The organism is Streptomyces sp. NPDC054975, from assembly GCF_053609105.1.
Genome location: NZ_JBSGWV010000002.1, coordinates 249,388 through 275,586, shown reverse-complemented (window position 1 = coordinate 275,586; position 26,199 = coordinate 249,388). Strand labels below are relative to the sequence as shown.

Here is a 26,199-nt window from a genome sequence, read left to right as displayed (position 1 = left end):
GCCGGACGGCTCGGTCGTCAGGACGCCCCGGTCGTCGCGCGCCTACGCCCGTGGCAGAGTCCTGATCGGCCGGACCAGCAGCAGCGCCACCACCACGAGCACCGCGATCCCCGCCCCCGCCAGCAGGACCTCCTCCGTCCCCACCGCCTCCGCCACCGGGCCCGCGAGCGCCCGGCCCGCCGCCATCATCAGCAGCGATCCGGCCACGTCGTACGCGTGCATCCGGTTGAGGGCCTCCTGGGGCACGTGCGTCTGGACGGACGTGGACCACATCACGAGCCAGTACGCGAACGCCGCCCCGCCCACGAACTGGCCGAGGCACAGCAGCGCCACCGGCGCGCCGGAACCGAGCAGCACGAGGTTCACCGGCAGGCCGAGCAGCGCCACCGCGCCCGAGGCGAGCGGGCGGCGCGGGCGCAGCCGCAGGGCGAGCAGGCCGCCGGCCGCGCTGCCCGCGCCGCTCACCGCCATCAGCGCGCCGTACGTGGCGGAGCCGTGGTCGCCGGTCACCAGGGTCGCGGTCAGCGGCACCATCGGACCGGCGACCGTCAGGCCGTACACCGTCCAGATCGCGATGACCCCCCACAGCCAGCTCCGGGCACGGAACTCCCGCCAGCCGACGACCAGTTCGGCACCCAGAGAGCCCCGTACGACCGTGTCGCCGGGCACCGCGGGGATCCGCGTCAGGGCGAGGCAGAGGGCGCTGACGGCGAACGTCGCGCCGTTGGCGGAGAAGGCGGCCCCCGCGCCCGAGAGGGCGACGAGGACACCCGCCACGGCGGGCCCGGCCATCGTCATCAGGGACTCGACGACCCGCAGGACGGCGTTGGCGCGCTGCACGTCGGGGGCGATGCGCGGGATCGTGGAGGCGACGCCGGGCTGAAAGAGGGCGGCGCACACTCCGCTGACGGCGCTGAGCGCGTACACGAGCCAGACGGGCGGGCTGCCGACGGTGAAGGAGACGGCGAGGACGGCCGCGCCGGGCAGCCGCAGCAGATCCGCGAGGATCATCATCCGGCGGGCCGTGAAGCGGTCCGCGAGGACGCCGCCGAAGATGACGAGGAGCGCGAAGGGGCCGATCCAGGCGCCGAGCGCGTATCCGACGGACGAGTCGGGGTGGCCGGCCCCGAGCAGACCGGCGGCGAGGGCGACGGGCACCATGCCTTCGCCGAAGACGGCGGCGGCCCGGGCGACGAAGAAGAGCCGGAAGTTACGGTTCCACAGCGTCGAGGCCCCCGAAGGTGCCGCGGGAACGCCGGTCGTGGCCCCGGAAGGCGCCGCGTGAACGCCGTCCGAAGCCCCGCCTGCCGGCGCCCCGACCTTGTCCGTCGAGTCCGCGTAGTGGTCCGCTCGCTTGTCCGTCACGGACGCGAGGTCTATCAGCGAAGAGGTCTGGACCACCACGGGTTTTTCACCGCCGTGGCGCTAGAAGGTCAGCACGCCCCGTGCGACCTTGCCCCGCTCGGCGTCCTCCGCCGCGCGGGCGAACTCCTCCACCGGATAGGTGGCGGTGACGAGTTCGTCCAGGAGGAGGCGGCCTTCGCGGTAGAGGTCGGCGTAGAGGGCGATGTCCTTCTGGGGGCGTGAGGAGCCGTAGCGGCAACCGAGGATGGACTTGTCGAGGAACATCGCGGCGGGCGGGAAGGTCGCCTCGGCGGTGGGCGCGGTCATGCCGAGGAGGATCGCCTGGCCGTGCCGGTCGAGGAGGTCGATCGCCTGCCGGACGAGGCCCACGTGCCCGACGCACTCGAAGACGTGGTCCGCGCCGGTGGGCAGGATGTCGCGGACGTGCTCGGTGGAGTCCAGGAAGTGGGTGGCGCCGAACCGGCGGGCGGTCTCCTCCTTCGCGGGGTTGGTGTCGACGGCCACGATGGTGAGCGCGCCGGCGATACGGGCGCCCTGGAGGACGTTGAGCCCGATGCCGCCGGTGCCGATGACGACGACGGTCTCGCCGCGGTCGACCTTGGCGCGGTTGAGGACGGCGCCGACGCCGGTGAGGACGCCGCAGCCCATGAGGGCGGCGGAGGTGAGGGGGATGTCCGAGGGGATCTTCACGGCCTGGACGGCCTTGACGACGGTCCGTTCGGCGAATGAGGAGTTCGAGGCGAACTGGAACAGCGCCTGTCCCGAACCGCTCCTGGAGAACGGCTGCTTGGGCATTCCGATGGCCTTACGGCACATGGTGGGCCGGCCGCGGTCGCAGTCCGGGCAGGCGCCGCAGTTGGCGAGCGTGGAGAGCGCGACGTGGTCGCCGGGGACCACGTGACCGACACCCGGCCCGACGGCCTCGACCACCCCGGCACCTTCGTGTCCGAGGACCACGGGCGCGGGGAAGGGGATCGTGCCGTCGATGACGGCGAGATCGCTGTGACAGAGCCCGGCGGCGCGGACGCCGACGAGGACTTCGCCGGGCCCGGGGTCCCGTACCACCAGGTCGTCGACGACCTGGACGTGCTTGCCGTCGTAGACGACGCCTCTCATCGCCCCTCCCCCTTGGGTGAGTTGGCCGCGTTCGGGCGCGAGCCCTCCGCGGCGGCGCGGGCCATCTCCTCCAGCCGCGCCAGCATCGGCATCGGGTCCGTCCCCACCGTCCCCGGCAGGAAGTCCGCGATCCGCTCCGGAGTCCACGCGCCCGACTCCGCGTAGCCGGCCCGCAACTCCCTCGGCTGGGCCCACACCGCGATCTTCGGGCCGGCGATCGTGTACACCTGGCCGGTGATCCTCTCCGCCCGTGCCCGCTCCGACAGCAGGTAGACGACCAGCGCCGCCACGTCCTCCGGCTCGCCGATCTCCTTCAGCTCCATCGGTACGTTCGCCGACATCCGGGTCCGTGCCACCGGTGCCACGGCGTTCGCCGTGACCCCGTACTTGTGCAGCCCGAGCGCCGCCGACCGTACGAGCGAGATGATCCCGCCCTTGGCCGCCGAGTAGTTCGCCTGCGCGACGGACCCCTGGTGGTTGCCGCTCGTGAAGCCGATCAGGGTCCCGGCGCCCTGCTTCCGCATCACCGCGGACGCCGCCCGGAAGACCGTGAACGTCCCCTTCAGATGGGTCGCGACGACCGGGTCCCACTCCTCCTCGGACATGTTGAAGAGCATGCGCTCGCGCAGGATCCCCGCCACGCACACGACCCCGTCGATCCGCCCGTACTCGGCCAGCGCGACGTCGACGATCCGCTGTCCGCCCGCCATCGTGGAGATGTCGTCGGCGACGGCGACGGCCGAGCCCCCGGCCGCCTCGATCTCCTTCACCACCGACTGCGCGACCTCCGACGTCGGCTCCCCGCCCTCGACGGAGACGCCGTAGTCGTTGACGACGACCTTCGCACCCTCCGCCGCGCAGGCGAGGGCGACCGCGCGCCCGATCCCGCGCCCCGCGCCCGTCACCGCCACGACCTTGCCTGCCAAGAAGTTCCCCACGCCCGGCCCCTTCCCGCATTTTCTGACGGTCCATTAGGTTCGTTCGTCAGCTGGATTCTACGGTCCGTCAGATACCGGAAAACAAGACCCCGGAGGTCCCGATGTCACTTTCCGCCGAGTTCCACGACATCGCCAAGCGCGTGAACAACTGGGGGCGTTGGGGCCAGGACGACGAGATAGGGACGCTCAACCTGATCACCGACGACGTCGTACGCGACGCCGTCGCCACCGTCCGCTCCGGCCACCGGGTCCCTCTCGCCCTCGACCTCCAGCAGGACGGCGTGCAGACCGGCATGATCCCCGGCCGGGTCAACCCGCTCCATGTCATGGTCCAGATCAACCAGGAGCTCTTCGGCCCCGGCACCGTCGCCACCAGCGACGACGCCGTGACGTTCGGGCTCCAGGCCGGTACCCACTGGGACGCCCTCACCCACGTCTCGCACTCGGGCAAGATCTACAACGGCCGCCCCGCCGCCACCATCACCCCGCACGGCCGCTCCGCGTACAGCGGCATCCACACCGCACGCCACATCGTCAGCCGCGGTGTCCTGCTGGACGTGGCCGCCGCCAAGGGGCTCGACCGGCTTCCCGGCGACCACGCGGTCACCCCCGAAGACCTCGACGAGGCGGCGGAATTCGGCCGCGTGGACGTCCGGGCCGGCGACGTGGTCCTCGTACGGACAGGGCAGATCCAGCAGTACCTCGCCGGGGACAAGCACGCCTACGCGTTCCCCTCCCCCGGCCTCTCCCTGCGTACGCCCGAGTGGTTCCACGCCCGCGACGTCGCAGCCGTCGCCAACGACACGCTCACGTTCGAGATCTTCCCGCCCGAGGTCGAGAACCTCTGGCTGCCGGTGCACGCCCTCGACCTTGTCGAGATGGGGATGCTCCAGGGGCAGAACTGGAATCTGGAAAGTCTGTCCACAGCCTGTGCACAGCGCGAGCAGTACGCCTTCCTGCTCTCCGCGATGCCCGAGCCCTTCGTCGGCGGTACGGGCACACCGGTGGCCCCGGTCGCGATTCTCTGAATCGGGGGAAGGCATACGCGGGGGTGGCGACGCACTCGCGCGCGCCCCGAGCACGGCACGGCCCGCCGCCACCCCGGACACGACCCGCACTCGTCGAGGGCAGCATGGCGCCCTCGTCGTCCCCTCACGTCGAATCGCTCATCCCAGGGTGAACAAAACGGCACGAACCGTCAACAGGGCACCGACGCGGTCGGGGTGGCCGCCGGTGCCTCGGACGGCTTGGGCGCGCCCCGGTCCACCTCGCACCAGATGCTCTTGCCCGCGCCCTCGCGCTGCCATCCCCACCGGTCGGCCAGGCCGTCCACCAGCTCGAGCCCGCGCCCGTTGGTGTCATCGCCGTGCGCGTGCCGGGGCCGCGGGGGCCGGTCGCTCGAATCGGCGACCTCCACCCGTACGGTCCCGGCCTCCGGACAGCCGGCGCCGAACAGCATCCGCAGCACGGCCGGACAGCCCGTGTGCACGACCGCGTTGGTCACGAGCTCGGAGATGAGCAGCACCAGCGTCTCGGCCAGCGGCTCGTCATCCCCTATGCCCGATCCGGCGAGCCTCGAACGCGCCCATCGCCGGGCCCGCCCCACCTCCGCCGGGTCCGGCCCGACCTCCAACTGAACCTGAAGCACCTGCACCGCTCACACCATCCGAACCGGCGGACACATCGCCTCGCGCCTCACAGCCATCGACGCCCTTACGGAACGTGATTCCCTTGTGAGACAGCATGGTTGACGTACAGTCACCGCAACAAGCGCTTCGGGCATATTCCAGCGCGAAGGAGTACGCATGGTCCATACTGTGCGACGCACGCTGCGGGGAGTCGAACAGGAGGGCGTCCTGCGCCTCCACGGGGTACGAGCGGTGGGCATCGCCCGATCCGGGGTCACCGCTTCGGCGACACCGGGACGATCCGGGCTCACAACCACTCGCATCCCACGGAGAGTACCGGAGCGGGACCCCGACTCCGGGCCGTGACGGCCCGCCCGAAGGACACAACCCGATATCGACGCTGCGTGAGCGCCCGCACACCGGGCGCCCAGGGCCTCTCGTTTGGATCAGGCCGGGCTCGCGCGGTCTGGCACCGCGCCCTGATCCGGCCTGATCCAAACGAAAGACCCTAGAGCGCGGCCGCCTCCGCCTCCTCGGCCGCCGCCTTCGTGAGCCCCCTCCCGGCCCGCACCCACGCCCGCTTGAGATGGAGGTGCACGTCCGCCTCCCAGGTGAACCCCATCCCGCCGTGCACCTGCAGGCAGTCCCGCGCGCACGCCACGGCGGCCTCGTCGGCGAGCAACTTGGCCCCGGCGATCTCGACGGGGTCGCCGGTCACGGCAGCCCCGTAGACAGCCGCCCTGGCGACCTCGGTCCGTACGAGCATCTCCGCACACAGATGCTTGACGGCCTGAAACCCCCCGATCACCTGCCCGAACTGCTCCCGCGTACGGGCATACGAGACGGCCATCCCGGTAGTCCGCCCAGCACTCCCAAGCTGCTCGGCGGCGCTGAGGAGAGCGACCACCGCACCCGCACCCACGCGACCCGGCACCCGATGCAAGGGCGTGAGCGGATCGACCGACCGCACAGGCACGGCCCCGGCGACATCGCCCAGCACCACGTCCGCCTCGTCCAACCACTCGACAAGCCCCCCATCGACCCCCGTCACCACCACCTCCCCCTCCGCGGCCCCGTCCACGGACCCGGCGGCCACATGCGTGGCGATCAACGGCCCCGGCAGCAGAGCCCGCCCCGCCTCCTCGAAGACGAGCACCGCCTCCGGCAGGCCCAACCCCACACCCCCCTCCGCCTCCGGCACCCGCAGGGCGAAGAACCCGGCCGCTCCGAGCTCCCGCCACAGCGCACGGTCGAGGCCCGGGGAGTCCACCGCGGCCCGCAGCGCGTCCCGGTCGAAGCGCCCTTCCAGCAGCTCCCGTAGCCCCGCCTGCAACGCCCTCTGGTCGCCCGTCAGCCGAAAGTCCACAAGACTCACCGCCCCTTCGGCAGGCCGAGTATCCGCTCGGCGACGATGCTCCGCTGGATCTGCGAGGTACCGGCGGCGATCGTGTACGAGAGCGACGACAGCCGGTCGAGCGTCCAGTCCCGCCCCAGGTCCAGCGCGTCCGGCCCCAGGACCTCCGCCGCCGCCTCGTACAGCTCCTGGCGCGCGTGCGAGTACCGCAGCTTGAAGATCGAGCCCCCGATCCCCGGCACCCCGCCCGCCCCCGTCCCCTCCGCCTCGCTCACGTTCCACTGGGTCAGCCGCCACAGCGCCCGGAACTCGGCGCTCAGCCGTCCGAGCCGTCGCCGCAGGCCCGAGTCGTCCCAGGTGCCGTTCTTCCTCGCCGCAGCCGCGAGTTCGCCGAGGACCCGCCGGCAGGCGACGACCTCGCCCACGAACGCGGTGCCGCGCTCGAACGACAGGGTCACCATCGTCACGCGCCAGCCGTCGTTCTCGTCCCCGACCCGGTTGGCGACCGGCACCCGGACCTCGTCGAGGAACATCTCCGCGAACTCCGTCGACCCGGCCAGCGTCCGCAGTGGCCGTACGGTGATCCCGGGCGCGTCCATCGGCATCGCGAGCCACGTGATCCCCCGGTGCTTCGACGACGCGCCCGCGTCCGTCCGTACGAGCAGCTCGCACCAGTCGGCGACCTCCGCGTGCGAGGTCCAGATCTTCGAGCCGCTCACCACGTAGTGGTCGCCGTCCCGTACCGCCCGCGTCCGCAGCGACGCCAGGTCCGAGCCCGCGTCCGGCTCGCTGAAGCCCTGGCACCACACCTCGTCGCCGCGCAGCACCGGTGGCAGCCAGCGCTCGCGCTGCTCGGCCGTGCCCTCGGCGGCGATCGTCGGCCCGGCGTGCAGCAGCCCGACGAAGTTCGCGCCGACGTACGGGGCGCCGGCCCGCTCGGTCTCCTCCAGGAAGATGAGCCGCTGGGTCGGCGAGGCGTCCCAGTGGACGTCCGCGTACCCCGCGTCGTACAGCCGCCGCTGCCAGCCGCAGTCGTACGCGCGCCGCCCCGGCCAGTCCAGCGGGTCGGGCTTCGGCGGCAGCGTCGGCAGGACGCCCGCGAGCCACGACCTCAGCCGCGCCCGGAACTCCGCCTCCTGCGCACCGTCCGCGAGGTCCATCAGACGATGCCCAGGTCCAGCATGCGGATGGCGTTGCCGCGCATCAGCTTGTAGATCGTCTCGTCGTCGAGCCCCTGGACGTGGTCGAGGGCGACGTCCTTGGTGTGCGGGAAGGTCGAGTCGACGTGCGGGTAGTCGGTCTCGAAGGTGGCGTTGTCCCGGCCCACCACGTCCAGCGAGGCGATGCCGTGCTTGTCGCGGAAGAAGCAGCAGAACATCTGCCGGTAGTAGTACGTCGACGGGGGCTCCGGGATCAGGTCCCGCACCCCGCCCCACGCCCGGTGCTCCTCCCACACGTCGTCGGCGCGCTCCAGGGCGTACGGGATCCAGCCCATCTGGCCCTCGCTGTAGGCCAGCTTCAGCGTCGGGAACTTGACCAGCACTCCGCTGAACAGGAAGTCCATCATCGAGGCCATCGCGTTGTTGAAGCTCAGCGAGGCCTGGACGGCGGGCGGGGCGTCCGGGGAGGCGGCCGGCATCTGGCTGCTGGAGCCGATGTGCATGTTGACGACCGTGCCGGTCTCCTGGCAGACGGCGAAGAACGGGTCCCAGTAGCCGGAGTGGATCGAGGGGAGGCCGAGGTACGTCGGGATCTCGGAGAAGGTGACCGCCTTGACGCCTCTCGCCGCGTTCCGCCGGATCTCGGCGACCGCGAGGTCGATGTCCCAGAGGGGGATGATGCAGAGCGGGATGAGCCGGCCGCCGCTGTCGCCGCACCACTCCTCGACCATCCAGTCGTTGTAGGCGCGGACGCAGGCGAGGGCGACCTCCTTGTCCTGGGCCTCGGCGAAGGTCTGGCCGCAGAAGCGGGGGAAGGTGGGGAAGCAGAGGCTCGCCTCGACGTGGTTGAGGTCCATGTCCTTCAGCCGCGCGACCGGGTCCCAGCAGCCGCGTCGCATCTCCTCGCGGGTGATGCCCTCCAGGGTCATGTCGTCCCGGTCGAAGCCGACGGCGGCGATGTTCCGCTTGTACGGGAACTTGAGGTCCTCGTAGATCCACCAGTCGGTCGGCGGTCCGTCCGGGTCCATCGTGATCTGGTACTTGCCGCCGATGTACGCCAGCTCCCCGATCCCGGCGGTGAGCGGCTGGGGTCCGCGGTCGCGGTACCTGGCCGGCAGCCAGGTCTTGAAGAGGTGGGCCGGTTCGATCACGTGGTCGTCGACGCTGATGATCCGTGGAAGTTCCGCCATGAGACTGAGACCCTCTTCCATTTCTGATGGCCCGTCAGATACCGATCGGTCTCAGGCTAGCCCCGGACCCCTGGACCGACAAGCGGCGGACCTCTACGCTCTCGACCCAATCTGACTAGCCGTCAGCTTCGGAAGCGGAGGGGATCGTCGTGACCGACACCGCACACACCCTGGGCGCCTCCCGCACTCTCTGGGAGCTGGTCGCCCGCCGCGCCGCCCTCACCCCCGACCGGCCCGTCCTGCTCCAGGAGGACAGGACGCTGACCTTCGGCGGACTCCGCGACCGCGCCGAGCGGTGCGCCGCCGGTCTTCACGGCATGGGGGTGCGGCCCGGCACCGTCGTGGCCTGGCAGCTGCCCACGCGGATCGAGACCGCCGTCCTCTCCTTCGCGCTCGCCCGCCTCGGCGCCGTGCAGTCCCCGGTCATCCCGTTCTACCGGGACCGCGAGGTCGGCTTCGCGCTGCGCGAGTCGAAGGCCGAGTTCTTCGCCGTACCGGGCGTGTGGCGCGGCTTCGACCACACGGAGATGGCGCGCCGTCTGGGCGCGCGCGGGGTCTTCGAGGCGTACGGCCCCGCGTCACTGCCCGACGGCGACCCGGCCGTCCTGCCGTCCCCGCCGGCGAACGGCACCGACGTCCGGTGGATCTACTGGACCTCCGGCACGACCTCCGACCCCAAGGGCGTCCTGCACACCGACCGCTCCCTGATCGCGGGCGGCTCCTGCCTCGCCCACGCGCTGCGCCTCACCGAGGACGACATCGGCTCGATGGCCTTCCCGTACGCCCATATCGCCGGGCCCGACTACACGGTGATGCTCCTCCTGTACGGATTCCCGGCGGTGATGTTCGAACAGTTCGCACTGCCCGACGCGCTCGCGGAGTACCGCAGGCACGGGGTGACCGTGGCCGGCGGATCCACCGCCTTCTACTCGATGTTCCTCGCCGAGCAGCGCAAACTGCCGCCCGGCGAGAAGCTGATACCGAGCCTGCGGCTGCTCGCGGGCGGCGGGGCGCCCAAGCCGCCGGAGGTCTACCACGCGGTCGTACGGGAGATGGGCTGCCAGCTCACCCACGGGTACGGCATGACCGAGGTCCCCATGATCACGATGGGCTCGCCGGACGACACGGCGGAGAACCTGGCGACCACCGAGGGGCGGCCGCCGCAGGGCATGGAGATACGGATCGCCGACGACGGTTCGGGGAACGGGGAGGTCCGGCTGCGCGGCGAGGCCGTCTGCCAGGGCTATCTGGACCCGGCACAGAGCGCCGCCGCCTTCGACGAGGACGGCTTCCTGATCACCGGGGACGTGGGCCGGCTGACCCCGAGCGGGCATCTCGTCCTCACCGGACGGATCAAGGACATCATCATCCGCAAGGGCGAGAACATCTCGGCCAAGGAGATCGAGGACCTCCTCCACGAGCACCCGGCCGTCGGCGACGCGGCCGTCGTCGGCCTCCCGGACGCCGATCGCGGGGAACGCGTCTGCGCGGTGATCGAGCAGCCCCCGGGAGCGGCGCCGCTGACCCTGGCGGCCGTCACGGAGTTCCTGCGCGCGCAGGGCCTCTCCGTCCACAAGCTGCCGGAGCAGTTGGAGGTGGTGGAGGCCCTGCCGCGCAACGAGACGCTGCGGAAGGTCCTGAAGTACAAGCTGCGCGAACGCTACGGCTCGGCTACTCCGTCATGAAGTAGTGGGCGAAGGCGTCCACCGCCGCCTGCTCGTCGACCGTGCCCGCGCCGACGGTCGGGAGCGTACGGGCGCTCAGCGCGGCCGGCACCGGCGGGATGCCGAGGGCGAGAAGAGCGCGCTCCACGTCGGCGGGGGTCCTGGCGATGGTGAGGACGGCGTGCAGGAAGGGCCGGGCGATCTCGGCGAACCGCTCCGGGTGGTCGTGCAGCCGCTTCACCGCGCCGCCGAGGAACTCCTCACGGCTGACCTTCTGGTCGCCGTCGACGTCGGCCATGCCCGCCATGCCCTGCCAGAACGCCTCGGCGCCGTCGCACAGCGCCTGGCCCCGGTCGGAGCGGAAGGGGACCTCGAACTCCGTCAGGATCCGTTTCGCCGCCGTACTGAAGTCCTCGCGCGAGATCGTCCCGTCGCCGTCCTGGTCGAAGGCGGCGAAACGGCGGGCGATCCGGTGCTCGTAGAGCTGTCCGGGGTCCTGCTCGGTTTCCATGGGCTCCATCCAGGGAGGGTACGACGATCCGCGCCGTCGTGCCGAGAGGACGGGCGGGCGTCACGCGGAGAGCGGGACCGCCGCGTCGTCGACGGCGTCGGCCGCGTCCCCGTACACGTCGAAGAGGCGGCGCACGCCGAGCGCGGCCAGGACGCGGTTGACGTGGGAGGCGTCCTCCGAGCCCCGCGCGGGCAGGACGACGTGCAGTCGGCCCTGGCAGGAGCGCATCAGCCGGCGCGTGGCGATCAGCACGCCCACCCCGCTGGAGTCGCAGAAGATCACGCCGGACAGGTCGAGGACGACGTCGTGCCGGCCGCCCGCGACCGCGTCGTGGACGCGTCTCCTGACCAGAGGGGAGCTCAGCAGATCCATTTCGCCTCGGATCCGCAGTACGGTCCAGGGGCCCTGCTCTTCTACGTCGACGTGGAGGTTCACGCGTCGCGCCCTTCGGGGGGAGGAAGCGGTGGGTTCAAGCGGAGGCGGTCGTTCCCGTCCCCTCCCGCTGCCCCGCTGTCGCGACTCGAAACCCCCTGGCCCGTGGATGGCGCTTTCCTTACCATCCCTCCCGGCGCTGGGGGCTTACTTGTCACAAAGGGGAGTGCGCTGCCGGACGGCCCATTACTTTGGAGGGGAACTCGGTCGGGAGGTCGACGCATGGCGAAGGACACACCACCGCGCTGGGACCGCAGGATGCAGCAGCGGCTGGCGCGCGGTGAGGCCGCCGCGCTCGGTGAGCTCTACGACCGGTTCGCCTCCCTGGTGCACAGCCTCGCCCACCGTGTCCTCGACGACGACGGCGCCGCCGACCAGGTCACCCGCGAGGTCTTCGGCTACATCTGGGAGAACCCCGACGCCTACGACCCCAAGCAGGGAAACATGCGCTCCTGGGTCGCGAAGCTGACCCAGCGCCAGGCCGTGTACCGGCTGCGGCAGACGGAGGCGACGGCGTACGCGGAGACCGGCGAGGGCTCGGCGGAGGAGCTGGAGCAGAAGGTGCGCCGGGCCTCCGTCGCCGCCCGCGCCGACTACATCGTGACCTCGATGCCGGCGCCGCTGCGGGCGGCGCTGGAACTGGCGTATTTCCAGCGCCGCGACTACCGCCAGACGGCGGCCGACCTCGGGGTCACGGAGGACGAGGCGCGGCGCCGGCTACGGCTCGGGCTGCAGCTCCTGTCGACGGCGAACACCCGCCCGCTGGAGGGGTCCTCGCCGCCCGGGTACGGACGCTCGCTGTGAACGGGCCGGACGACACGCCCGACGACGTGGCGCGCGCTCCCCGGATACCGGGCCCGCGCGCGGCGGCGGACGACCACGCGGACCTGGCGGGAGGGCCGGTGGGAGTGCCGGTGGGAAGCCTGACGGAGCCGCCGGAGGAGCCGCGGCCCCTCCCTCCCCCGCCGCACGGTGTCCTGAAGTCGCTCCTCGGCGCGTGGGCGCTCTCGGCGTGCTCCCCGGAGGAGACCCAGGCGGTCGAGGACCATCTGACCGTATGCGCTCCGTGCGCCGACGAGGCGCTGCGGCTGCGGGACGCGGTCGGGCTGCTGCACTCCGAGCGGGACCTGGACCTCGACCCGCTGCTGCGCTCCCGGGTCCTGGAGAACTGCCTGGGCCGCCGCCCCGCCCGTATCCCGGTGCCGAGCTGGGCGACTCCGTACGACGCGGAGACGGCCCGGCTGGACGCCCTGCTGCGGGACATCGGCGAGTCGGAGTGGCACGCGCCGGTGCGGCTGAAGTGGTTCGACGGCGAGCGTCCGGTGACGCGCAAGACGACGGTGGCCGGGGTGATCGGTCATCTGCTGACCGTGGACGGCCTGGTGTCGACGGCGCTCGGTCTGGACGACCCGCTGGGGCCGAAGGCGACGGAGGTCACGCCGACGGAGCGTACGGAGGCGTACTGGCGGGGCTCGTACCACCCGCCGACGCGCGGGGTGCGCGAGCCGTGGCGCGAGCAGAGCCACGCCCTGATCCGCACGGTGTCGTTCGCGGGGCGGGGCGTCGCGGACCTGACGGTGACCTACGGCGACTTCGCTCTGCCGATGCGGGACTCGCTGCTTGAGCGGGCGTTCGAGTGCTGGCTGCACGCGGACGACATCGCGAACGCGGTGGCGTATCCGTACGAGCCGCCGAGCGGGACGCACCTGCACAGCATGATCGACCTGGCGGCCCGGCTGCTGCCGGCGGCCCTGGCCGACCGGCGCCGCGCGGGCCTGGCCTCCCCGCCGCGCCACCTGGTCACGGCGGGCGCGCCCGGCCGCTCGCTCCACCTGGAGGTCGAGGGCTCGGGCGGCGGCCACTGGTACATCGCCCTGGACTCCCCTGCGGCCGTCGGCTCCCCGGACCACGCGGTGGCCCAGGTGGCGATGGACGGCGTCGAGTTCTGCCAGCTCCTGGCCGGCCACGTCCCTCCGGAAGAGGCGGCGGCAGGCCAGGACGGCGACCGCGAGGCCATCCGCGACGTCCTCTTCGCGGCGGCCTCGCTCAGCAGGCTGTGAGGGTTACGCGAAGACGACGGTGCGGCGGCCGTTCAACAGGATGCGGCGTTCGGCGTGCCACTTGACCGCGCGGGCCAGGGCCTGGCATTCGACGTCGCGGCCGACCGCCACCAGCTGGTCCGGGGTGACCTCGTGGCCGACGCGCTCGACCTCCTGCTCGATGATCGGGCCCTCGTCGAGGTCGGCCGTCACGTAGTGGGCCGTCGCGCCGATCAGCTTCACGCCACGCGCGTGCGCCTGGTGGTACGGCTTGGCGCCCTTGAAGCTCGGGAGGAAGGAGTGGTGGATGTTGATGATCCGGCCCGACAGCTGCTTGCACAGGTCGTCCGAGAGGACCTGCATGTAGCGCGCGAGGACCACCAGCTCCACGTTCTCGGTGCGGACCAGGTCGAGGAGTTCCGCCTCCGCCTCCGGCTTGTTCTCCTTCGTGACCGGAATGTGCCGGAACGGGATCCCGTACGAGCCGACCAGCTCCGCGAAGTCCGTGTGGTTCGAGACCACCGCGACGATCTCCACCGGCAGCGCCCCGATGCGCGAGCGGAAGAGCAGGTCGTTCAGGCAGTGGCCGAACTTCGACACCATCAGCACGACGCGCATCCGCTCGTCGGCCCGGTTGATGTGCCAGTCCATCGTGAACGAGTCGCCCACCGCCGCGAAGCTCGCCCGGAGCTTCTCCACGGTCACCGGCTCCTCCGCGGAGAAGTGGACGCGCATGAAGAACAGGCCCGTGTCCCGGTCCTTGAACTGCTGGCTGTCCTCGATGTTGCAGCCCGTGATGAAGAGGTAGCTCGACACGGCGTGCACGATGCCCTGTTTGTCCGGGCAGGAGAGCGTGAGGACGTACTGGTCGGTCATCCCCGTAGCTTTTCACACCCCGCCGTCACGGCAGGGCCGCCGTCCGTCAGGCGGACCCCGTCATGATACGGAGCACGTCCAGGGAGCGCGGCGGTGTGTCCGGGTCCTCGCCGTCCGACGACGCCATCCGTATGTGTGCCTCGCGGGCGGCCCGCACGGCCTCCGGCCACCCGTGGTGCTCCATGTACGCCGAGAACGGCGCGTCGGGCCCCACCTGGTGCATGATCCGCAGCACCCGCAGCACGGCCACGTCCACCAGCGCGGCCTCGCCCGAGTCCCGGAAGATCGTCCCGACGTACTTCTCGGCGGACCAGTTGTCCATCCACGTGTCCTCGACCAGGCGGTAGACGGCGTCGGTCACGTCGCCGTACCCCTCCTGACCGGCCAGCCAGGTGGTCTCGTGGAACCCGGGGTCGGAGAGCATGTGCAGCGCCGAGCGCACGTTGCTGCGCCAGCGCCACCACGGCATGTCATTGAGCGGCATGCCGCCCATGGTGGAGGAGCGACGGCCGCGACGGGAAGAGTTCACCGAACCTGAGACTGGACTGGACACCGTTCGATCGTACGTTCCCCCGCCAAGATCGGCCGACCATCCCCCTCCGCCCGACGCGTGACCCCGGCAATTCACCTCCACGTCACCCCTCGTTGAACCATGCTCACTTCTGCGTTACCCCTGAGGTGGAATTGTGCGTGCCCATGACCGGTAGGCGACTGACCTCACTCCTCGCACATGTCACGACGGCAGCTGCCGGGGCGTCATTGCTCACCGGCTGTGGCGTGATCCCTGGGACCACGGGGGGATCCAGGGAGCCCGTCACCGTCATGACCTGGGCGCCTGACGGGACCCGCGCCACGAACCAGCCCGGCATGCCCGCCATGGCCCAGGCCTTCGCCCGCTGGGTCAACGCCTCCGGCGGCATCGACGGCCACGAGCTCAAGATCCTCACCTGCAACGAGCAGAACACCTCCGCCGGCGCGGCCGCCTGTGCCCGCCGGGCCGTCCGTGAGGACGTCGTCGCCGTCGTCGGCTCGTACAGCCAGAACGGTCGGGCCTTCATGGCCCCCCTGGAGGCCGCCGAGATCCCGTACATCGGCGGCTACGGCGTCTCCGAGGACGAGTTCACCAGCCCACTCTCGTACCCCGTGAACGGCGGCCTCGCCTCGCTCATGGCCGGCCACGGGATGCAGCTCGCCGAGTCCTGCCGCAAGGTCTCCCTCGTCCGGCCCGACACCCTCTCCGGCGACAAGCTGCCCAACCTTCTCAACTCCGGGCTGCGCAAGAGCAGCCACGACGGCGCCACCGACATCCCGGCCGTCGAGGACGCCGCCGAGTACACGGCGCCGGCCGAGCGCGCCCGCTCCAAGGCCGGTGCCGAGGACGGCTGCGTCGCCGCCGTCCTCGGCGAGCGCACCCAGACCTTCTTCGACTCCTTCCGTCGCCTCCCGGCGGACGAGGACGGCGGGAGCGAGGGCCGGAGCGAGGGCCGGAGCGACGGCGAGTCCGACGCGGACGACTCCAAGAACGCCGAGAGCGTGCGGATCTCCTCCGTCCTCGGCAGCGTCAGCCAGCCCGTCATCGACCGCACCGGAGGCGCGCACAGCCCCTTCGAGGGCGCGTACGTCACCGGCTGGTACCCGGAGGCGAACGACGAGCGCTGGGCGCCGATGCGCAAGGTGATCAAGGAGCACGCGTTCGTCGACAACCGGGTCGACCCGACCGACGCGGGCGTCCAGACGACCTGGATCGCGTACACGGTCCTGAAGAAGGTGATCGAGTCGCTCGACAGCGAATCGATCTCGGCGGCCGCCGTCGCGCACGCCCTGGACCGCGGGGTGCGGGTCGACACCGGTGGCCTCACCCCGGCGCTGCGCTGGCGCTACGAGGACATGCTCGGCGCCCCCAGCTTCCCCCGGATCGTCAACCACGAGGTGACGTTCCAGGTGGTCCGCAAGGGGCAGCTCGTGGCGCAGAAGCCCGGCTTCGTCGACGTCGGCGAGACCGTCCTCAGCGCCCCGTGACGGCGCCGACGGCGCGCGTACGCCGGTAGCGCGCGCCGCCCGCCGGGCCCCCTACAGCTGGGTGGGGGCCCGCTTCGACAGGCCGAACTTCTCCGCGGTCGGGTTCCACAGCTCCGCCGCCTGACGCTTGGCGATCGTGGCGTCGGAGCTCTTCTTGCCCGCCTCGACGGTGTGCGTGGTGCCCTTGGCCTTGCCGCCCTTGCAGAGCTTCTTGTTGCCCTTCACCTGGTCCGCCCAGGCCGCGTAGTGGTCGTCGGCGGACGCCGACGCCTGCCACGCCTTGGTGAGGGCGGTGTTCAGGGCGGCGTGGTCGGGGAGCTTGTCGACGCTCAGGCCCTGCAGCCGGGTCACCAGGGCGCGCCGCTGCCCGGCGGCGTCCCGAAGGTCGGTGGCGGCCTGGTCGAGGTTCTTGCACTGCTTGATGGCCTCGACCGAACGGATCACCGCGTCGCGGCTGTTGTTGCTGTCGGCGAGGAGCTTGTCGAGCGCCTGCGCCTGCGGCTCGGCGGGGTCGGCCGCCTTCCCGGTCGTCGCGGCCGACGGGGCGCCGGAGCTGGCGGCCACGTTCTGGCCGGGGCCCTTGTCCTTCGGGTCGTCGTCCCCGCCGCTGAGCAGCGCGCCGGCGCCGAGGCCGACGACCGCGCAGCCGACGACGACGGCGGCGATCAGGGCGACGGGCGACTTACGGCGCGGCTCGGGCTCGTCGTCGTAGTCGTCCTGGTACGCGCCCTGGAAGGCGGGCGGAACGGGCGGCTGCTGCTGGAACTGCTGCGGCGGGGTGTACGGCGCCTGCTGGAACTGCTGCTGCGGGGCGTGCGGGCGGGGCGGCTGCGGCAGGTGCTGCGTGGCGTCGCTGCGGAAGAGGTTGTCGAACTCGGCGGGCGGCTGCCGCTCGCCGGGCGTCTGCCCCGGCACGGGGGCGATGTACTGGGTCGCGTCGGACGCCCCCGCGGGCTGCTGCGGCGCCTGCGACTGCGGCGGGCCGAGCGGGCCGGTGCCGAGGAACTGGGTGGCCGAGCCGTCGCCCTGGGCCGCGACGGGCGGGATGTGCTGGGTGGCCTGCATGTCGGCGACGGACGGCGCGGGGGCGGCCGGCGGGTAGCCGTAGCCGGGGCGCATGCCGGGCTGTGCGGGCGCCGCCGGGGGATAGCCGTACCCGGGCCCACCCTGCGGCTGGGCGTTCGCCGGGTAGCCGTAGCCGCCCGGCGGCGGGGTGTCGGAGGGTATGGACCCCTGCGTCCCCGGCATCGGTCCTGGCATGGGTCCGGGCATCGGCCCCGGTCCGGCGGCGGGCGGCGCGCCCTGCGGGGGGACGGGCGCGATGAACTGCGTCGCCTGCATGTCCGACGCCCCGCCGGGCACGGCCTCCGGCGGGAGCGGCTGGGCCGGGGGCAGCGGCTGCGCGGACGGCTGGGGCGGCTGCTGTCCCTGCGGTCCCCCACCGGGGCCCCAGGCGCCGCCCCAGGGCAGGCCACCGGCCGGGCCCGCGCCCTGGCCGGTCTCCACGCCGCCCTCCGCGGGCAGCACGACACCTTCGTGCGTGGGCCGTACCGCCGGATACTGCGGCTCCGGACCCTGTCCGCTCTGCGTCACCGGGACTCCTACTGATGGACCTACGGAATCGTCGGCTCACGCTACCGGGTGCGTCCAGGGCAGCGCACACGCGTGTGAGACCGGTAACAGACCCACAACGAACCCATACCGGCCCCACCACCAACTCCCGTACCTCCAGGGCCCGATCACCTCTGCAATGCCGCTGACGCGGTGACCGCTGTCACACGGTCACCGCGTCAGCGGGGGAGGGCGCTCAGGCGAAGAGCTCGGCGCGCAGTTCCGGGCCGGTAGGCGGGCGGGCGCGTGCCGGTCAGCTCGCGGACGAGGAAGTCCCGGCAGCGCGCGCGGACGTACGACAGACAGTCGATCAGCGTGGGCTCGGCACCGGGCACGATGAGCAGCGCGACGTCCTTGTCGGCGGCGACAAGCGTGTGGTCCGGGTGGACCTGGTCGTCCATGCCACCGTGGACGAGCAGCAGCTTGCCTGCCGGACGTTCGGCGAGCCCCACGTGGGAGGAACGGGCACGTGTAGGTGTCCAGGCGGCAGCGCCAGTAGGTGCCGAAGGCACTGAACTCCACGGCGTCGCCGGTCAGTTCGACGGTCGGGAACGGGAGGGTCTCGGGGTCGACCTGCTGCCCGGAGGCGGTGGCCGGCGCGGCGGCGAGCAGGGTGTGGTCGAAGGCCGGCACGCGGGGGCCCGCCGCCGGGTCGACCCGTACGAACCGCTTGCCGGTGCCGTTGCTCACCGCGCACCAGAACCGGCGTCCTTCGTCGCTCCACCGGGGCCTGACCTTGCCGCCGACGACGAGCTCGCCGGGGCAGGCCGCTCGGCGGAGGAGCTGCTCCGCGGCCTGGTCGTCCTGCGTGGTGCTCATTCCTCTTGTCCTTACCCGGGTGCCGGTGCTGGGCGGATGAGACGACGGTGGTGCCGGGGTGGGGCGGAGCGTGCCGCTCAGAGGCTGCGCGCGGTGATGTCGCCCTGGGTGGTGGTCGCGCGGATGGTGAGCGCGGCGGCGGCGCCGTCGGCGTTCTTGAGGGCGTTGCTGATCCGGCCGAGGGTGGTGCCGGCGTCCAGAGAGGCGGAGACTCCGCGCGCGGCGTCGATCGACAGGTCGCCGGACTGGGTGCTCAGGACGACCGTGCCGCCCATGGCCTCGTTGATCCGGATGTCGCCCTGCTGGGTGCTGATCTCCGCCGAACCGCCCAGGCGGCCGACCGTGACGTCACCGTCGAGGGCGGTGAGGCGGACGCTCGCCGCCTCATCGATCTTGACCGCGCCGCGCGCGCCGTCGAAGACGACGTCCCCGAGCCGCCCGACGCCCCGAAACTCGGCGGCGGCCGCCTTCGCCTCGACGCGGGAGCCGGCGGGCACCTGGACGGTCACCTCGACGGCTCCGGTGTTGCCGATCAGCCGGTTCGTCGCGGCCGGGGTCTCGATGCGCAGGACGCCGTCGGTGCAGGTGACGGTGGTCTGCTCGGCGGTCTTCACGTCGCGGCCCTTCGCGGCGTTCGCGGGCCGGACCTCGACCGTGGCGTCGGCCCGGTCGGCGGCGATGACCTGGACGCGGCCGGCGGTGATGTCGAGGACGGCGGCGATCGGGGCGGTGGTGGCGAACTTCTGCATGATGCTCTCCTGGTTTGCGTTCTTGCCTTCGTGTTTCTGACAACGCAAACGCTACGTTGTGTTCACACTTCGCGCAACAAGCTCGTTGCACGCGACGGGCATCAGTGCAGGTAGATGGCACTATTTCATTGCAACGAGGCCGACTTTAATGCAACGCTCTCACCATCAAGCGTTGCATTGGATCGGGAATGAACGCTATGCTGGCCGCAGCGAGGAAGAACGAAGGAGAACGCGATGCCGGGAGGCAGACTCACCCAGCAGGAACGCCAGCAGATCGCGCTGGGCCTGGCCGACGGCCTCGCCTACGCGGAGATCGCACGGCGCCTCGACCGTCCGACCTCGACGGTCACACGCGAGGTGATGCGCAACGGCGGCCCCACCGCCTACCGTGCCGACCTGGCCCACCGCGCCACCGAGCAGCGCGCCCACCGGCGCAGGCCGGCCACACCCCGGGGCACACAGGCGCCCCCGCAGCCCTACGGCCGCGACCCCGAGGCCGTGCGCGCGTACGAGGAGCAGTTCACGACCCTCCTCATGCAGCAAGGCCTGCCCAAGATGATGGCCGGGGTCCTGACCTGCCTCTACACCACCGACTCGGGCAGCCTCACCGCGTCCGAACTCGTCCAGCGCCTCCAGGTCAGCCCCGCGTCCATCTCCAAGGCGATCGCCTTCCTCGAAGGCCAGGGCCTCGTCCGCCGGGAACGCGACGAACGCCGCCGCGAGCGCTACATCGTCGACAACGACGTCTGGTACCAGTCGATGGCCGCCGCCGCCCGGGGCCACGCCCTGTTCGCCGAGACGGCCCGGCAGGGCGTCGGCGTCCTCGGCCCCGACACCCCGGCCGCCATCCGCATGGAGAACATCGCCCGCTTCATCGACTTCGTCGGCGAGAGCCTCTCCCGCGCCGCCGAGCAGGCCCGCGAGATCCTCTACGCCACGCCCGCACCGGCCTCGGGCGGCGACGACGACACACCGCCGCCCACGGATCGCGCCTGACCTACCCGGCCCCCGCCCTCGCGGGGGCCGTCACGCCGCGTGCAACGCGAGCCTCGACCCGAACTCGCGTACCACCGGCTCGCCTTCGAACGGCTCCAGCCGCTCCTTCAGGTCGTCCAGGTACTCCGCCCCCCGCGAGGACCGCAGCGTCGCGAGGAGTTCGAGCGCCCGCGTGCCCGTGTGGCAGGCCTGCTCGACCTCCCGCCGCTGCACCTGCGCCGAGGCGAGCAGCACCAGACCGATCGCCCGCCGCCGCGCCCGTGTCTCGGGATGGCCGTCGAGCGACTCCTCGGCCGCCCGCGCCGCCGCCTCCGCCTGCCCCAGGTCCCGGTGGCAGTGGGCCAGTTCGTCCGCGAGGTACGCGTGGTCGAAGTGCGCGATCCACGACGGGTCGTCGCCCGACTCCGGGTCCGCCCGCTCCAGGGCCCGTACGGCACGCCCCGCGACCGCCTCGAAGGAGTGGGCGTCCCCGAGCAGCGCGTGTCCCCGGGCCTCCGCCGCGAAGAACATCGCCTCCGCCCTCGGCGTCACCCTCCCCCGCGCGCCCTCCTGCGCCGCCCGCGCCAACTGCGCGATCTCCCGGGGGTTGCCGAGCTCGGCCGCCAGATGACTCATCGACGCGGCCAGCACATACCCCCCGTACGCCCGGTCCCCCGCGGCCTGCGCGAGCCGCAGCGCCTGGATGTAGTACCGCTGGGCGAGCCCCGGCTGCCCGGTGTCCACCGCCATGTACCCGGCCAGCTCCGTGAGCCGCGCGACCGCCGCGAACAACTGCCGGCCGACCGCCTCCCGGTACGAACCCGAGAGCAGCCCCGCCACCACGCTGTTCAGATAGTGCACGACCACCGGCCGCACATGCCCGCTGCCGAACCGCCGGTCCAGGTCGACCAAAGCCGCCGTCATCGCCCGGACCGCCTCCACGTCCGAGACGCCGACCCGCGCCCCCGCCGACCGGGCCACGTGCGCGTCCGCGCCCGTGATCAGCCAGTCCCGGCTCGGCTCCACCAGCGCGGAGGCCGCCACCGTCGACCCGGAGAGGAAGTCCCTGCGCCCCACGTCGCTGCGCCACAACTCGCAGACCTGCTCGATGGCGCCCAGCACCGTCGGCGCGAACTGCAGCCCGACACCGGCCGCCAGGTTCTTGCCGTTCGCCATCCCGATCTCGTCGATCGTGACCGTGCGCCCCAACTTCCTGCCCAGCGCCTCCGCGATGATCCCCGGCGCCCGCCCGCGCGGCTGCTGTCCGCGCAGCCAGCGCGCCACCGACGTCTTGTCGTACCGCAGGTCGAGACCGCGCTCGGCCCCGACCATGTTCACCCTGCGGGCGAGGCCCGCGTTGGAACACGCGGCCTCCTGAATGAGCGCCTGCAGCCGTTCGTTCGGCTGACGGGCGACGAGTGGCCTGGCTGACATGACTACCCCCTGAGGCCGTGAGTGATCGATGAGAACTGATCACTGCCCGGCGGATATCCGGTCAATGCCGATGTGAACACGCGAAACCGGACGCATCGGCCACGGGCCCCTTTCAGGGACCCTTGGTGCGGGGCGCGGCCGACACCCCCACCCCTGGCTACCCCACCACCGCTCCCCGGCCCCACGCGCGCCCCCGTCCGTGCACCCATGCGCCCCGTCGTGCAGGATCGATGCTCCACACCGCGCGACCCGCCGCCCGTAACCCCAGGTGACGGCGGGAGTTGAGTTCACCGTGGAAGAGACCATCGGAGTCACGGAAGCCGCACAGATCCCCAAGCAGCGAGGCGAGCAGCTGCTGGACAGCGCCGTGCGGTATGCGGAAGAGCGGCACTGGGACGTGTTCCCGGGGACCTGGCTGGAGGCGGTCGAGGGCCGGGAGCGGTGCTCCTGCGGGGCGGAGGCGTGCGTCTCCCCCGGCGCGCATCCGGCCAGGCCCGACTGGTCGACCCAGGCGACCGGCAGCGCGGTCGGGGCGCGGCGCATGTGGTCGAAGCAGCCCAAGGCGTCGATCCTGCTGCCGACGGGCCGTACCTTCGACGCGATCGAGGTGCCGGAATCGGCGGGCTTCCTCGCGCTCGCCCGGATGGAGCGCATGGAGCTCTCGCTCGGCCCGGTGACCTGTACGCCGGAGCGCCGGATGTTCTTCTTCGTCCTGCCGGGCGCCGCGACCAAGGTCCCCGATCTCGTACGGAAGCTGGGCTGGACCCCTGCCTCGATCGATCTGACCACGCGCGGCGAGGGTTTCTACGTGGCGGCGCCGCCCACCCGGGTCGGCGGGCACGGCGCGGTGCAGTGGGCGCGGCGGCCGACCCCCGCCAACCGCTGGCTGCCGGACGCCGAGGAGCTGATCAGCCCGCTGGCGTACGCCTGCGGACGGGAAGCGGCGGCAGCGCGGGCCCGGCGCTCGTGAGAGGTGGCCCTTTAGGGTGTGCTCGTACGCAGTACGGGGACGACCGAAGGGCTGACGCACCATGCCTGACCAGGCATCTGACGGATACTACGCAGAGGCGGGCACCGCCCCCGGGGGACCGGGAACGGTGCCCGCCGTTCGCGTCGAGGGGCTGTGGAAGCGCTTCGGGCAGCAGATCGCCGTGAACGGCGTCGATCTCGAACTGCCCGCCGGCAGGTTCATCGGGCTCGTCGGGCCCAACGGCGCCGGCAAGACCACCACGCTCTCCATGATCACCGGCCTGCTCCGGCCGGACGCGGGGCGCGTTCTCGTCGCCGGGCACGACGTGTGGCGCGACCCGGAGTCGGTCGCCGAGGTCAAGGCCCGGATCGGGATCCTGCCCGAGGGCCTGCGGCTCTTCGAGCGGCTCTCGGGCCGTGAACTCCTCGCGTACAGCGGGCGGCTGCGGGGGCTGCCCGCTGCCGAGGTCGACAAGCGGGCCGCGCAGCTGCTCGACGTGCTGGACCTGGCGGGCGCGCAGAACAAGCTGGTCGTGGACTACTCCACCGGTATGCGCAAGAAGATCGGCCTGGCCGCGGCCCTGCTGCACAACCCGGACGTCCTCTTCCTGGACGAGCCGTTCGAGGGCGTCGACCCGGTGTCCGCGCAGACGATCCGGGGCGTCCTTGAGCGGTACACCGCCTCGGGCGCGACCGTCGTCTTCTCCAGCCACGTCATGGAGCTGGTGGAGTCGCTGTGCGACTGGGTCGCGGTGATGGCCGCCGGCCAGATCCGCGCGCAGGGCCCGCTCGCGGACGTACGGGGCGACGCTCCGTCGTTGCAGGCCGCGTTCCTGGAGCTGGTGGGCGCGAACGGGCGGGACGCCGCCGGGGACTCCCTGGACTGGCTCGGCGGGGGGACGGCCCGATGACCACGGCTCGGCGGGTGGGCGGCCCGATGACCACCGCCGCCGCACCCGACTCCCTGACCTCCGTCTTCGTACGGCTCAAGCTGTCGTTGCTGCGCAACGGGCTGCGGCAGTCGGCCGGACGGACCGCCGTCTATGTGACGTCGATCGTCTTCTCCGCCCTCTTCGGGGCCGCGCTGCTGCTGGGCTTCGTCCTGCTGCGCGGCTTCGCGGACGCCGCCTCGATCGCGATCCTGCTGACCGGTTTCCTCGCGCTGTCGTGGACCGTGATGCCGCTGTTCGTGGACGGCGGCGACGAGACGCTCGACCCGTCGCGGCTCGTCATGCTGCCGCTGCGCCCCCGCCCGCTGGTGCGGTCGCTCCTGGTGGCCTCGCTGGTGGGCATCGGCCCCGGGTTCACCCTGCTCGTCGGCCTGGGCACGGCCCTCGCGCTCGCGCGGGGCGCGGCGGGAGTGGTGGTGGCGGTCCTCGCCGTGCCGCTGCTGGTCCTGGTGTGCGTGGCGCTCTCGCGGGCCGTCGCCGCCGCCAACGTACGGCTGCTGACCTCGCGCAAGGGGCGTGACCTGGCGGTGCTGAGCGGTCTGGTGATCGCGCTCGGCATCCAGGTGGTGAACTTCGGCGCGCAGCGGCTCAGCCGCTCCGGAGGCCTGTCGGCGCTCGAACCGGCGACGGCGGTCGTGAGCTGGCTGCCGCCCGCCTCGGCGGTCGCCGCGGTCGAGTCGGCGAGCAGGGGCGACCACGTGCGCGCGGTGGGCCAGTTGCTGCTGACGGCGCTCGCGCTGGGGGCGCTGCTGTACTGGTGGCAGCGGAGCCTGGTGAAGCTGATGACGGCACCGGACGGCTCGACGATCGGCGCGGCCTCGGACTCCGGCAGCGGCCGGGAGAGTACGGGACTGCTCGGGCGGCTGCTGCCGGCCGGGCGTACGGGAACGGTGATGGAGCGCAGCCTGCGTTACATCTGGCGCGACCCGAAGACGAAGGCGAGCTGGATCACCTCGCTCGCGATCGGCGCGATCGTGCCGCTGTTCAACGCGCTTCAGGGCGCCGGCTCGGTCTACTGGGCCTGCTTCGCCTCGGGGATGCTCGGCATGCTGATGTACAACCAGTTCGGGCAGGACACCTCGGCGTTCTGGATGGTCGCGCAGACGATCTCCACAGCGGCGGACGCGTACGCCGAACTGCGGGCGCGGGCACTGACGCTGCTGCTGATCACCGTTCCGTTCACGGTCCTGGTGACCACGGGCACGGCGGTCGTGTCGGGTGCCTGGTCCTCGCTGCCGGCCGCGCTGGGCCTGGCCTTCGCGCTGCTCGGCGCGATGCTCGCGGTCGGCGCACTGGCCTCGGCCCTCTTCCCGTACTCGATCCCGCAGGACAGCGCGTACAAGAACGTGGCGCCGGGGCAGGGCGGCATCGCGTGGATCTCGATCTTCGGCGGGATGCTCGCGGCGGGGGCCCTGTGCGCCCCCGTGATCGCGGCGGTGATCTACCTCAACACCGCGGACGAGACGTCCCTGGGCTGGATCCTGCTGCCGATCGGGACGCTGTACGGCGCGCTGCTGCTGTGGGGCGGCCTCAAGCTGGCGGCCCCGCGCACGGCGCGCCGACTGCCGGAGATCCTGACGGCGGTCAGCAAGGGGTAGGCACGGCGCGGGACTTCGAGGGCCGCACGCGGGCTTCCGGACGAAGCACCCTCGTCCGGAGTCCTGCAAAGTCGAACCAATTTTCCATAGTCGCAGGTCAGTTGGTCGTTCGAGGTTGGACCACTCGCGTGTGGAGCGCTCTCGCCGGGGGGGCATACCCCGCCTCAGCAGGCCGAACGTTCGGTCGTGACCGGAAAGGTGCGACGGATGTGCGATCACCCTACGCGTCGACAAGACTCCGGGGCGCAATCAGGTTTCACCCGTCTCGAAGGGACACCCCAATGCGTCACCCGCTCCGTGACACCGCCTTCACCACCGCCCTCGCCACCGGCCTCGCCCTCGTCGGCGTCGCGGCGACACCGGCGCCCGCGCAGGCCGAACCCACGGGCCTGTACGCACCGTCGGCACTCGTCCTCGCCGTCGCCAAGGGCGACTCCGCGACGACGGCGCAGGTCGACCGGGCCGTGACCCTGAGCTGCGCCCCGACGCCCGGCGGCACCCACCCCGCGCCCGAGCAGGCCTGCGAGGAACTGAGCGCCGTCGACGGCGACTTCGGCCTGCTGATCCGTCTGAACACCAGCACCCCGTGCACCCGCATCTGGGACCCGGTCACAGTCACCGGCGAGGGCATCTGGCAGGGCAAGCGGGTCGCCTGGTCGGCCACGTACGGCAACACGTGCGAGATGAACGTCGGCATGTCCAGGAACACGGTGTTCGCGTTCTGACCGACGCGCGACGCCGTCCCGGGCAAACCGACCCGAGCACGTCGGCCGGTGAGGGCGGGGGCGACCCCGCCCTCACC

The 26,199-nt window shown here is 72.0% G+C and carries 25 protein-coding genes; 10 read left to right on the top strand and 15 right to left on the bottom strand.

Features of this window, described 5'->3' with window-relative positions; all coding sequences use genetic code 11:
• Nucleotides 1–42: 42 nt before the first annotated feature.
• Genes ACWF79_RS03695 through ACWF79_RS03685 form a run of 3 tightly spaced genes read right to left on the bottom strand, consistent with a single transcriptional unit; the run spans nt 43 to nt 3,419 of the window.
• Nucleotides 43–1,365: an MFS transporter gene (locus ACWF79_RS03695; RefSeq protein WP_453726407.1), complete on the bottom strand. Its 1,323-nt coding sequence runs from the start codon at nt 1,363–1,365 to the stop codon at nt 43–45.
• Nucleotides 1,366–1,425: 60 nt separating this feature from the next.
• Nucleotides 1,426–2,481, bottom strand: a complete 1,056-nt coding sequence (locus ACWF79_RS03690; RefSeq protein ID WP_453726406.1) for a Zn-dependent alcohol dehydrogenase — start codon at nt 2,479–2,481, stop codon at nt 1,426–1,428.
• Nucleotides 2,478–3,419, bottom strand: coding sequence for an SDR family NAD(P)-dependent oxidoreductase (locus tag ACWF79_RS03685; protein ID WP_453726405.1), 942 nt, complete (start codon nt 3,417–3,419; stop codon nt 2,478–2,480). Before ACWF79_RS03685 ends, ACWF79_RS03690 begins: the two co-directional genes overlap by 4 nt.
• A gap of 101 nt (nt 3,420–3,520) precedes the next feature.
• Here ACWF79_RS03685 and ACWF79_RS03680 point away from each other — a divergent pair, with 101 nt between their 5' ends.
• Nucleotides 3,521–4,447, top strand: coding sequence for a cyclase family protein (locus tag ACWF79_RS03680; RefSeq protein WP_453726404.1), 927 nt, complete (start codon nt 3,521–3,523; stop codon nt 4,445–4,447).
• Nucleotides 4,448–4,617: 170 nt separating this feature from the next.
• Here ACWF79_RS03680 and ACWF79_RS03675 read toward each other — a convergent pair whose 3' ends face one another.
• The 4 genes from ACWF79_RS03675 to ACWF79_RS03660 all read right to left on the bottom strand — a co-directional run bounded on the left by ACWF79_RS03675 (nt 4,618) and on the right by ACWF79_RS03660 (nt 8,751).
• Nucleotides 4,618–5,073, bottom strand: coding sequence for an ATP-binding protein (locus tag ACWF79_RS03675; protein WP_453726403.1), 456 nt, complete (start codon nt 5,071–5,073; stop codon nt 4,618–4,620).
• A gap of 482 nt (nt 5,074–5,555) precedes the next feature.
• A complete protein-coding gene (locus tag ACWF79_RS03670; RefSeq protein ID WP_453726402.1) occupies nt 5,556–6,413 on the bottom strand; it encodes an acyl-CoA dehydrogenase family protein in 858 nt (285 codons plus the stop codon).
• A gap of 5 nt (nt 6,414–6,418) precedes the next feature.
• On the bottom strand, nt 6,419–7,561 hold the full coding sequence (locus ACWF79_RS03665) for an acyl-CoA dehydrogenase family protein (protein ID WP_453726401.1): 1,143 nt from the start codon (nt 7,559–7,561) through the stop codon (nt 6,419–6,421).
• A complete protein-coding gene (locus tag ACWF79_RS03660) occupies nt 7,561–8,751 on the bottom strand; it encodes an amidohydrolase family protein (protein ID WP_453726400.1) in 1,191 nt (396 codons plus the stop codon). The genes ACWF79_RS03665 and ACWF79_RS03660 overlap by 1 nt, the downstream gene beginning before the upstream one ends.
• A 149-nt stretch (nt 8,752–8,900) precedes the next feature.
• Here ACWF79_RS03660 and ACWF79_RS03655 point away from each other — a divergent pair, with 149 nt between their 5' ends.
• Nucleotides 8,901–10,436 carry a class I adenylate-forming enzyme family protein gene (locus ACWF79_RS03655; RefSeq protein WP_453726399.1) on the top strand — a complete coding sequence of 512 codons (1,536 nt, stop codon included), beginning with the start codon at nt 8,901–8,903 and terminating at the stop codon, nt 10,434–10,436.
• Here ACWF79_RS03655 and ACWF79_RS03650 read toward each other — a convergent pair.
• Both ACWF79_RS03650 and ACWF79_RS03645 read right to left on the bottom strand, forming a co-directional pair.
• Nucleotides 10,423–10,935: an EF-hand domain-containing protein gene (locus tag ACWF79_RS03650; protein ID WP_453726398.1), complete on the bottom strand. Its 513-nt coding sequence runs from the start codon at nt 10,933–10,935 to the stop codon at nt 10,423–10,425. The genes ACWF79_RS03655 and ACWF79_RS03650 overlap by 14 nt on opposite strands.
• 51 nt (nt 10,936–10,986) lie before the next feature.
• Nucleotides 10,987–11,361 carry an STAS domain-containing protein gene (locus tag ACWF79_RS03645; RefSeq protein WP_453726397.1) on the bottom strand — a complete coding sequence of 125 codons (375 nt, stop codon included), beginning with the start codon at nt 11,359–11,361 and terminating at the stop codon, nt 10,987–10,989.
• Nucleotides 11,362–11,580: 219 nt separating this feature from the next.
• Between ACWF79_RS03645 and ACWF79_RS03640 the strand changes: the two genes are divergently transcribed.
• Together ACWF79_RS03640 and ACWF79_RS03635 are read left to right on the top strand one after the other, a co-directional pair.
• Nucleotides 11,581–12,162 (top strand): sigma-70 family RNA polymerase sigma factor, encoded by a 582-nt coding sequence (locus tag ACWF79_RS03640; RefSeq protein WP_453726396.1) that lies wholly within the window; start codon nt 11,581–11,583, stop codon nt 12,160–12,162.
• Nucleotides 12,159–13,418: a maleylpyruvate isomerase N-terminal domain-containing protein gene (locus ACWF79_RS03635; RefSeq protein ID WP_453726395.1), complete on the top strand. Its 1,260-nt coding sequence runs from the start codon at nt 12,159–12,161 to the stop codon at nt 13,416–13,418. The genes ACWF79_RS03640 and ACWF79_RS03635 overlap by 4 nt, the downstream gene beginning before the upstream one ends.
• 3 nt (nt 13,419–13,421) lie before the next feature.
• Here ACWF79_RS03635 and purU read toward each other — a convergent pair whose 3' ends face one another.
• Nucleotides 13,422–14,273 (bottom strand): formyltetrahydrofolate deformylase, encoded by an 852-nt coding sequence (purU, locus tag ACWF79_RS03630; RefSeq protein ID WP_453726394.1) that lies wholly within the window; start codon nt 14,271–14,273, stop codon nt 13,422–13,424.
• Nucleotides 14,274–14,319: 46 nt separating this feature from the next.
• Nucleotides 14,320–14,766, bottom strand: coding sequence for an SCO4402 family protein (locus ACWF79_RS03625; protein ID WP_453726591.1), 447 nt, complete (start codon nt 14,764–14,766; stop codon nt 14,320–14,322).
• Between the two features lie 203 nt (nt 14,767–14,969).
• Between ACWF79_RS03625 and ACWF79_RS03620 the strand changes: the two genes are divergently transcribed.
• Nucleotides 14,970–16,292, top strand: a complete 1,323-nt coding sequence (locus ACWF79_RS03620; RefSeq protein WP_453726393.1) for an ABC transporter substrate-binding protein — start codon at nt 14,970–14,972, stop codon at nt 16,290–16,292.
• A gap of 51 nt (nt 16,293–16,343) precedes the next feature.
• Here ACWF79_RS03620 and ACWF79_RS03615 read toward each other — a convergent pair whose 3' ends face one another.
• From ACWF79_RS03615 to ACWF79_RS03605, 3 genes are all read right to left on the bottom strand, one after another.
• Nucleotides 16,344–17,885, bottom strand: coding sequence for a hypothetical protein (locus ACWF79_RS03615; RefSeq protein WP_453726392.1), 1,542 nt, complete (start codon nt 17,883–17,885; stop codon nt 16,344–16,346).
• 197 nt (nt 17,886–18,082) lie between these two features.
• Nucleotides 18,083–18,355: a hypothetical protein gene (locus ACWF79_RS03610; protein ID WP_453726391.1), complete on the bottom strand. Its 273-nt coding sequence runs from the start codon at nt 18,353–18,355 to the stop codon at nt 18,083–18,085.
• A 444-nt stretch (nt 18,356–18,799) separates the two neighbouring features.
• Entirely contained in the window at nt 18,800–19,471 is a 672-nt protein-coding gene (locus ACWF79_RS03605) for a DUF4097 family beta strand repeat-containing protein (RefSeq protein ID WP_453726390.1), read from the bottom strand.
• Nucleotides 19,472–19,705: 234 nt separating this feature from the next.
• On the opposite strand from ACWF79_RS03605, the gene ACWF79_RS03600 reads away from it, so the two are divergent.
• Nucleotides 19,706–20,467 carry a helix-turn-helix domain-containing protein gene (locus ACWF79_RS03600; protein ID WP_453726389.1) on the top strand — a complete coding sequence of 254 codons (762 nt, stop codon included), beginning with the start codon at nt 19,706–19,708 and terminating at the stop codon, nt 20,465–20,467.
• Between the two features lie 30 nt (nt 20,468–20,497).
• On the opposite strand, the gene ACWF79_RS03595 is transcribed toward ACWF79_RS03600, so the two are convergent.
• Entirely contained in the window at nt 20,498–21,880 is a 1,383-nt protein-coding gene (locus tag ACWF79_RS03595) for a transcriptional regulator (protein WP_453726388.1), read from the bottom strand.
• A 292-nt stretch (nt 21,881–22,172) separates the two neighbouring features.
• Here ACWF79_RS03595 and ACWF79_RS03590 point away from each other — a divergent pair, with 292 nt between their 5' ends.
• From ACWF79_RS03590 to ACWF79_RS03575, 4 genes are all read left to right on the top strand, one after another.
• Nucleotides 22,173–22,850: a bifunctional DNA primase/polymerase gene (locus tag ACWF79_RS03590; RefSeq protein WP_453726387.1), complete on the top strand. Its 678-nt coding sequence runs from the start codon at nt 22,173–22,175 to the stop codon at nt 22,848–22,850.
• 61 nt (nt 22,851–22,911) lie between these two features.
• Nucleotides 22,912–23,760 (top strand): ABC transporter ATP-binding protein, encoded by an 849-nt coding sequence (locus tag ACWF79_RS03585; protein WP_453726386.1) that lies wholly within the window; start codon nt 22,912–22,914, stop codon nt 23,758–23,760.
• Complete coding sequence (locus ACWF79_RS03580) at nt 23,757–25,397, top strand: transporter (RefSeq protein ID WP_453726385.1); 1,641 nt, start codon at nt 23,757–23,759, stop codon at nt 25,395–25,397. The genes ACWF79_RS03585 and ACWF79_RS03580 overlap by 4 nt, the downstream gene beginning before the upstream one ends.
• Before the next feature lie 281 nt (nt 25,398–25,678).
• Nucleotides 25,679–26,122, top strand: coding sequence for a subtilase-type protease inhibitor (locus tag ACWF79_RS03575; RefSeq protein ID WP_453726384.1), 444 nt, complete (start codon nt 25,679–25,681; stop codon nt 26,120–26,122).
• Nucleotides 26,123–26,199 lie beyond the last annotated feature (77 nt).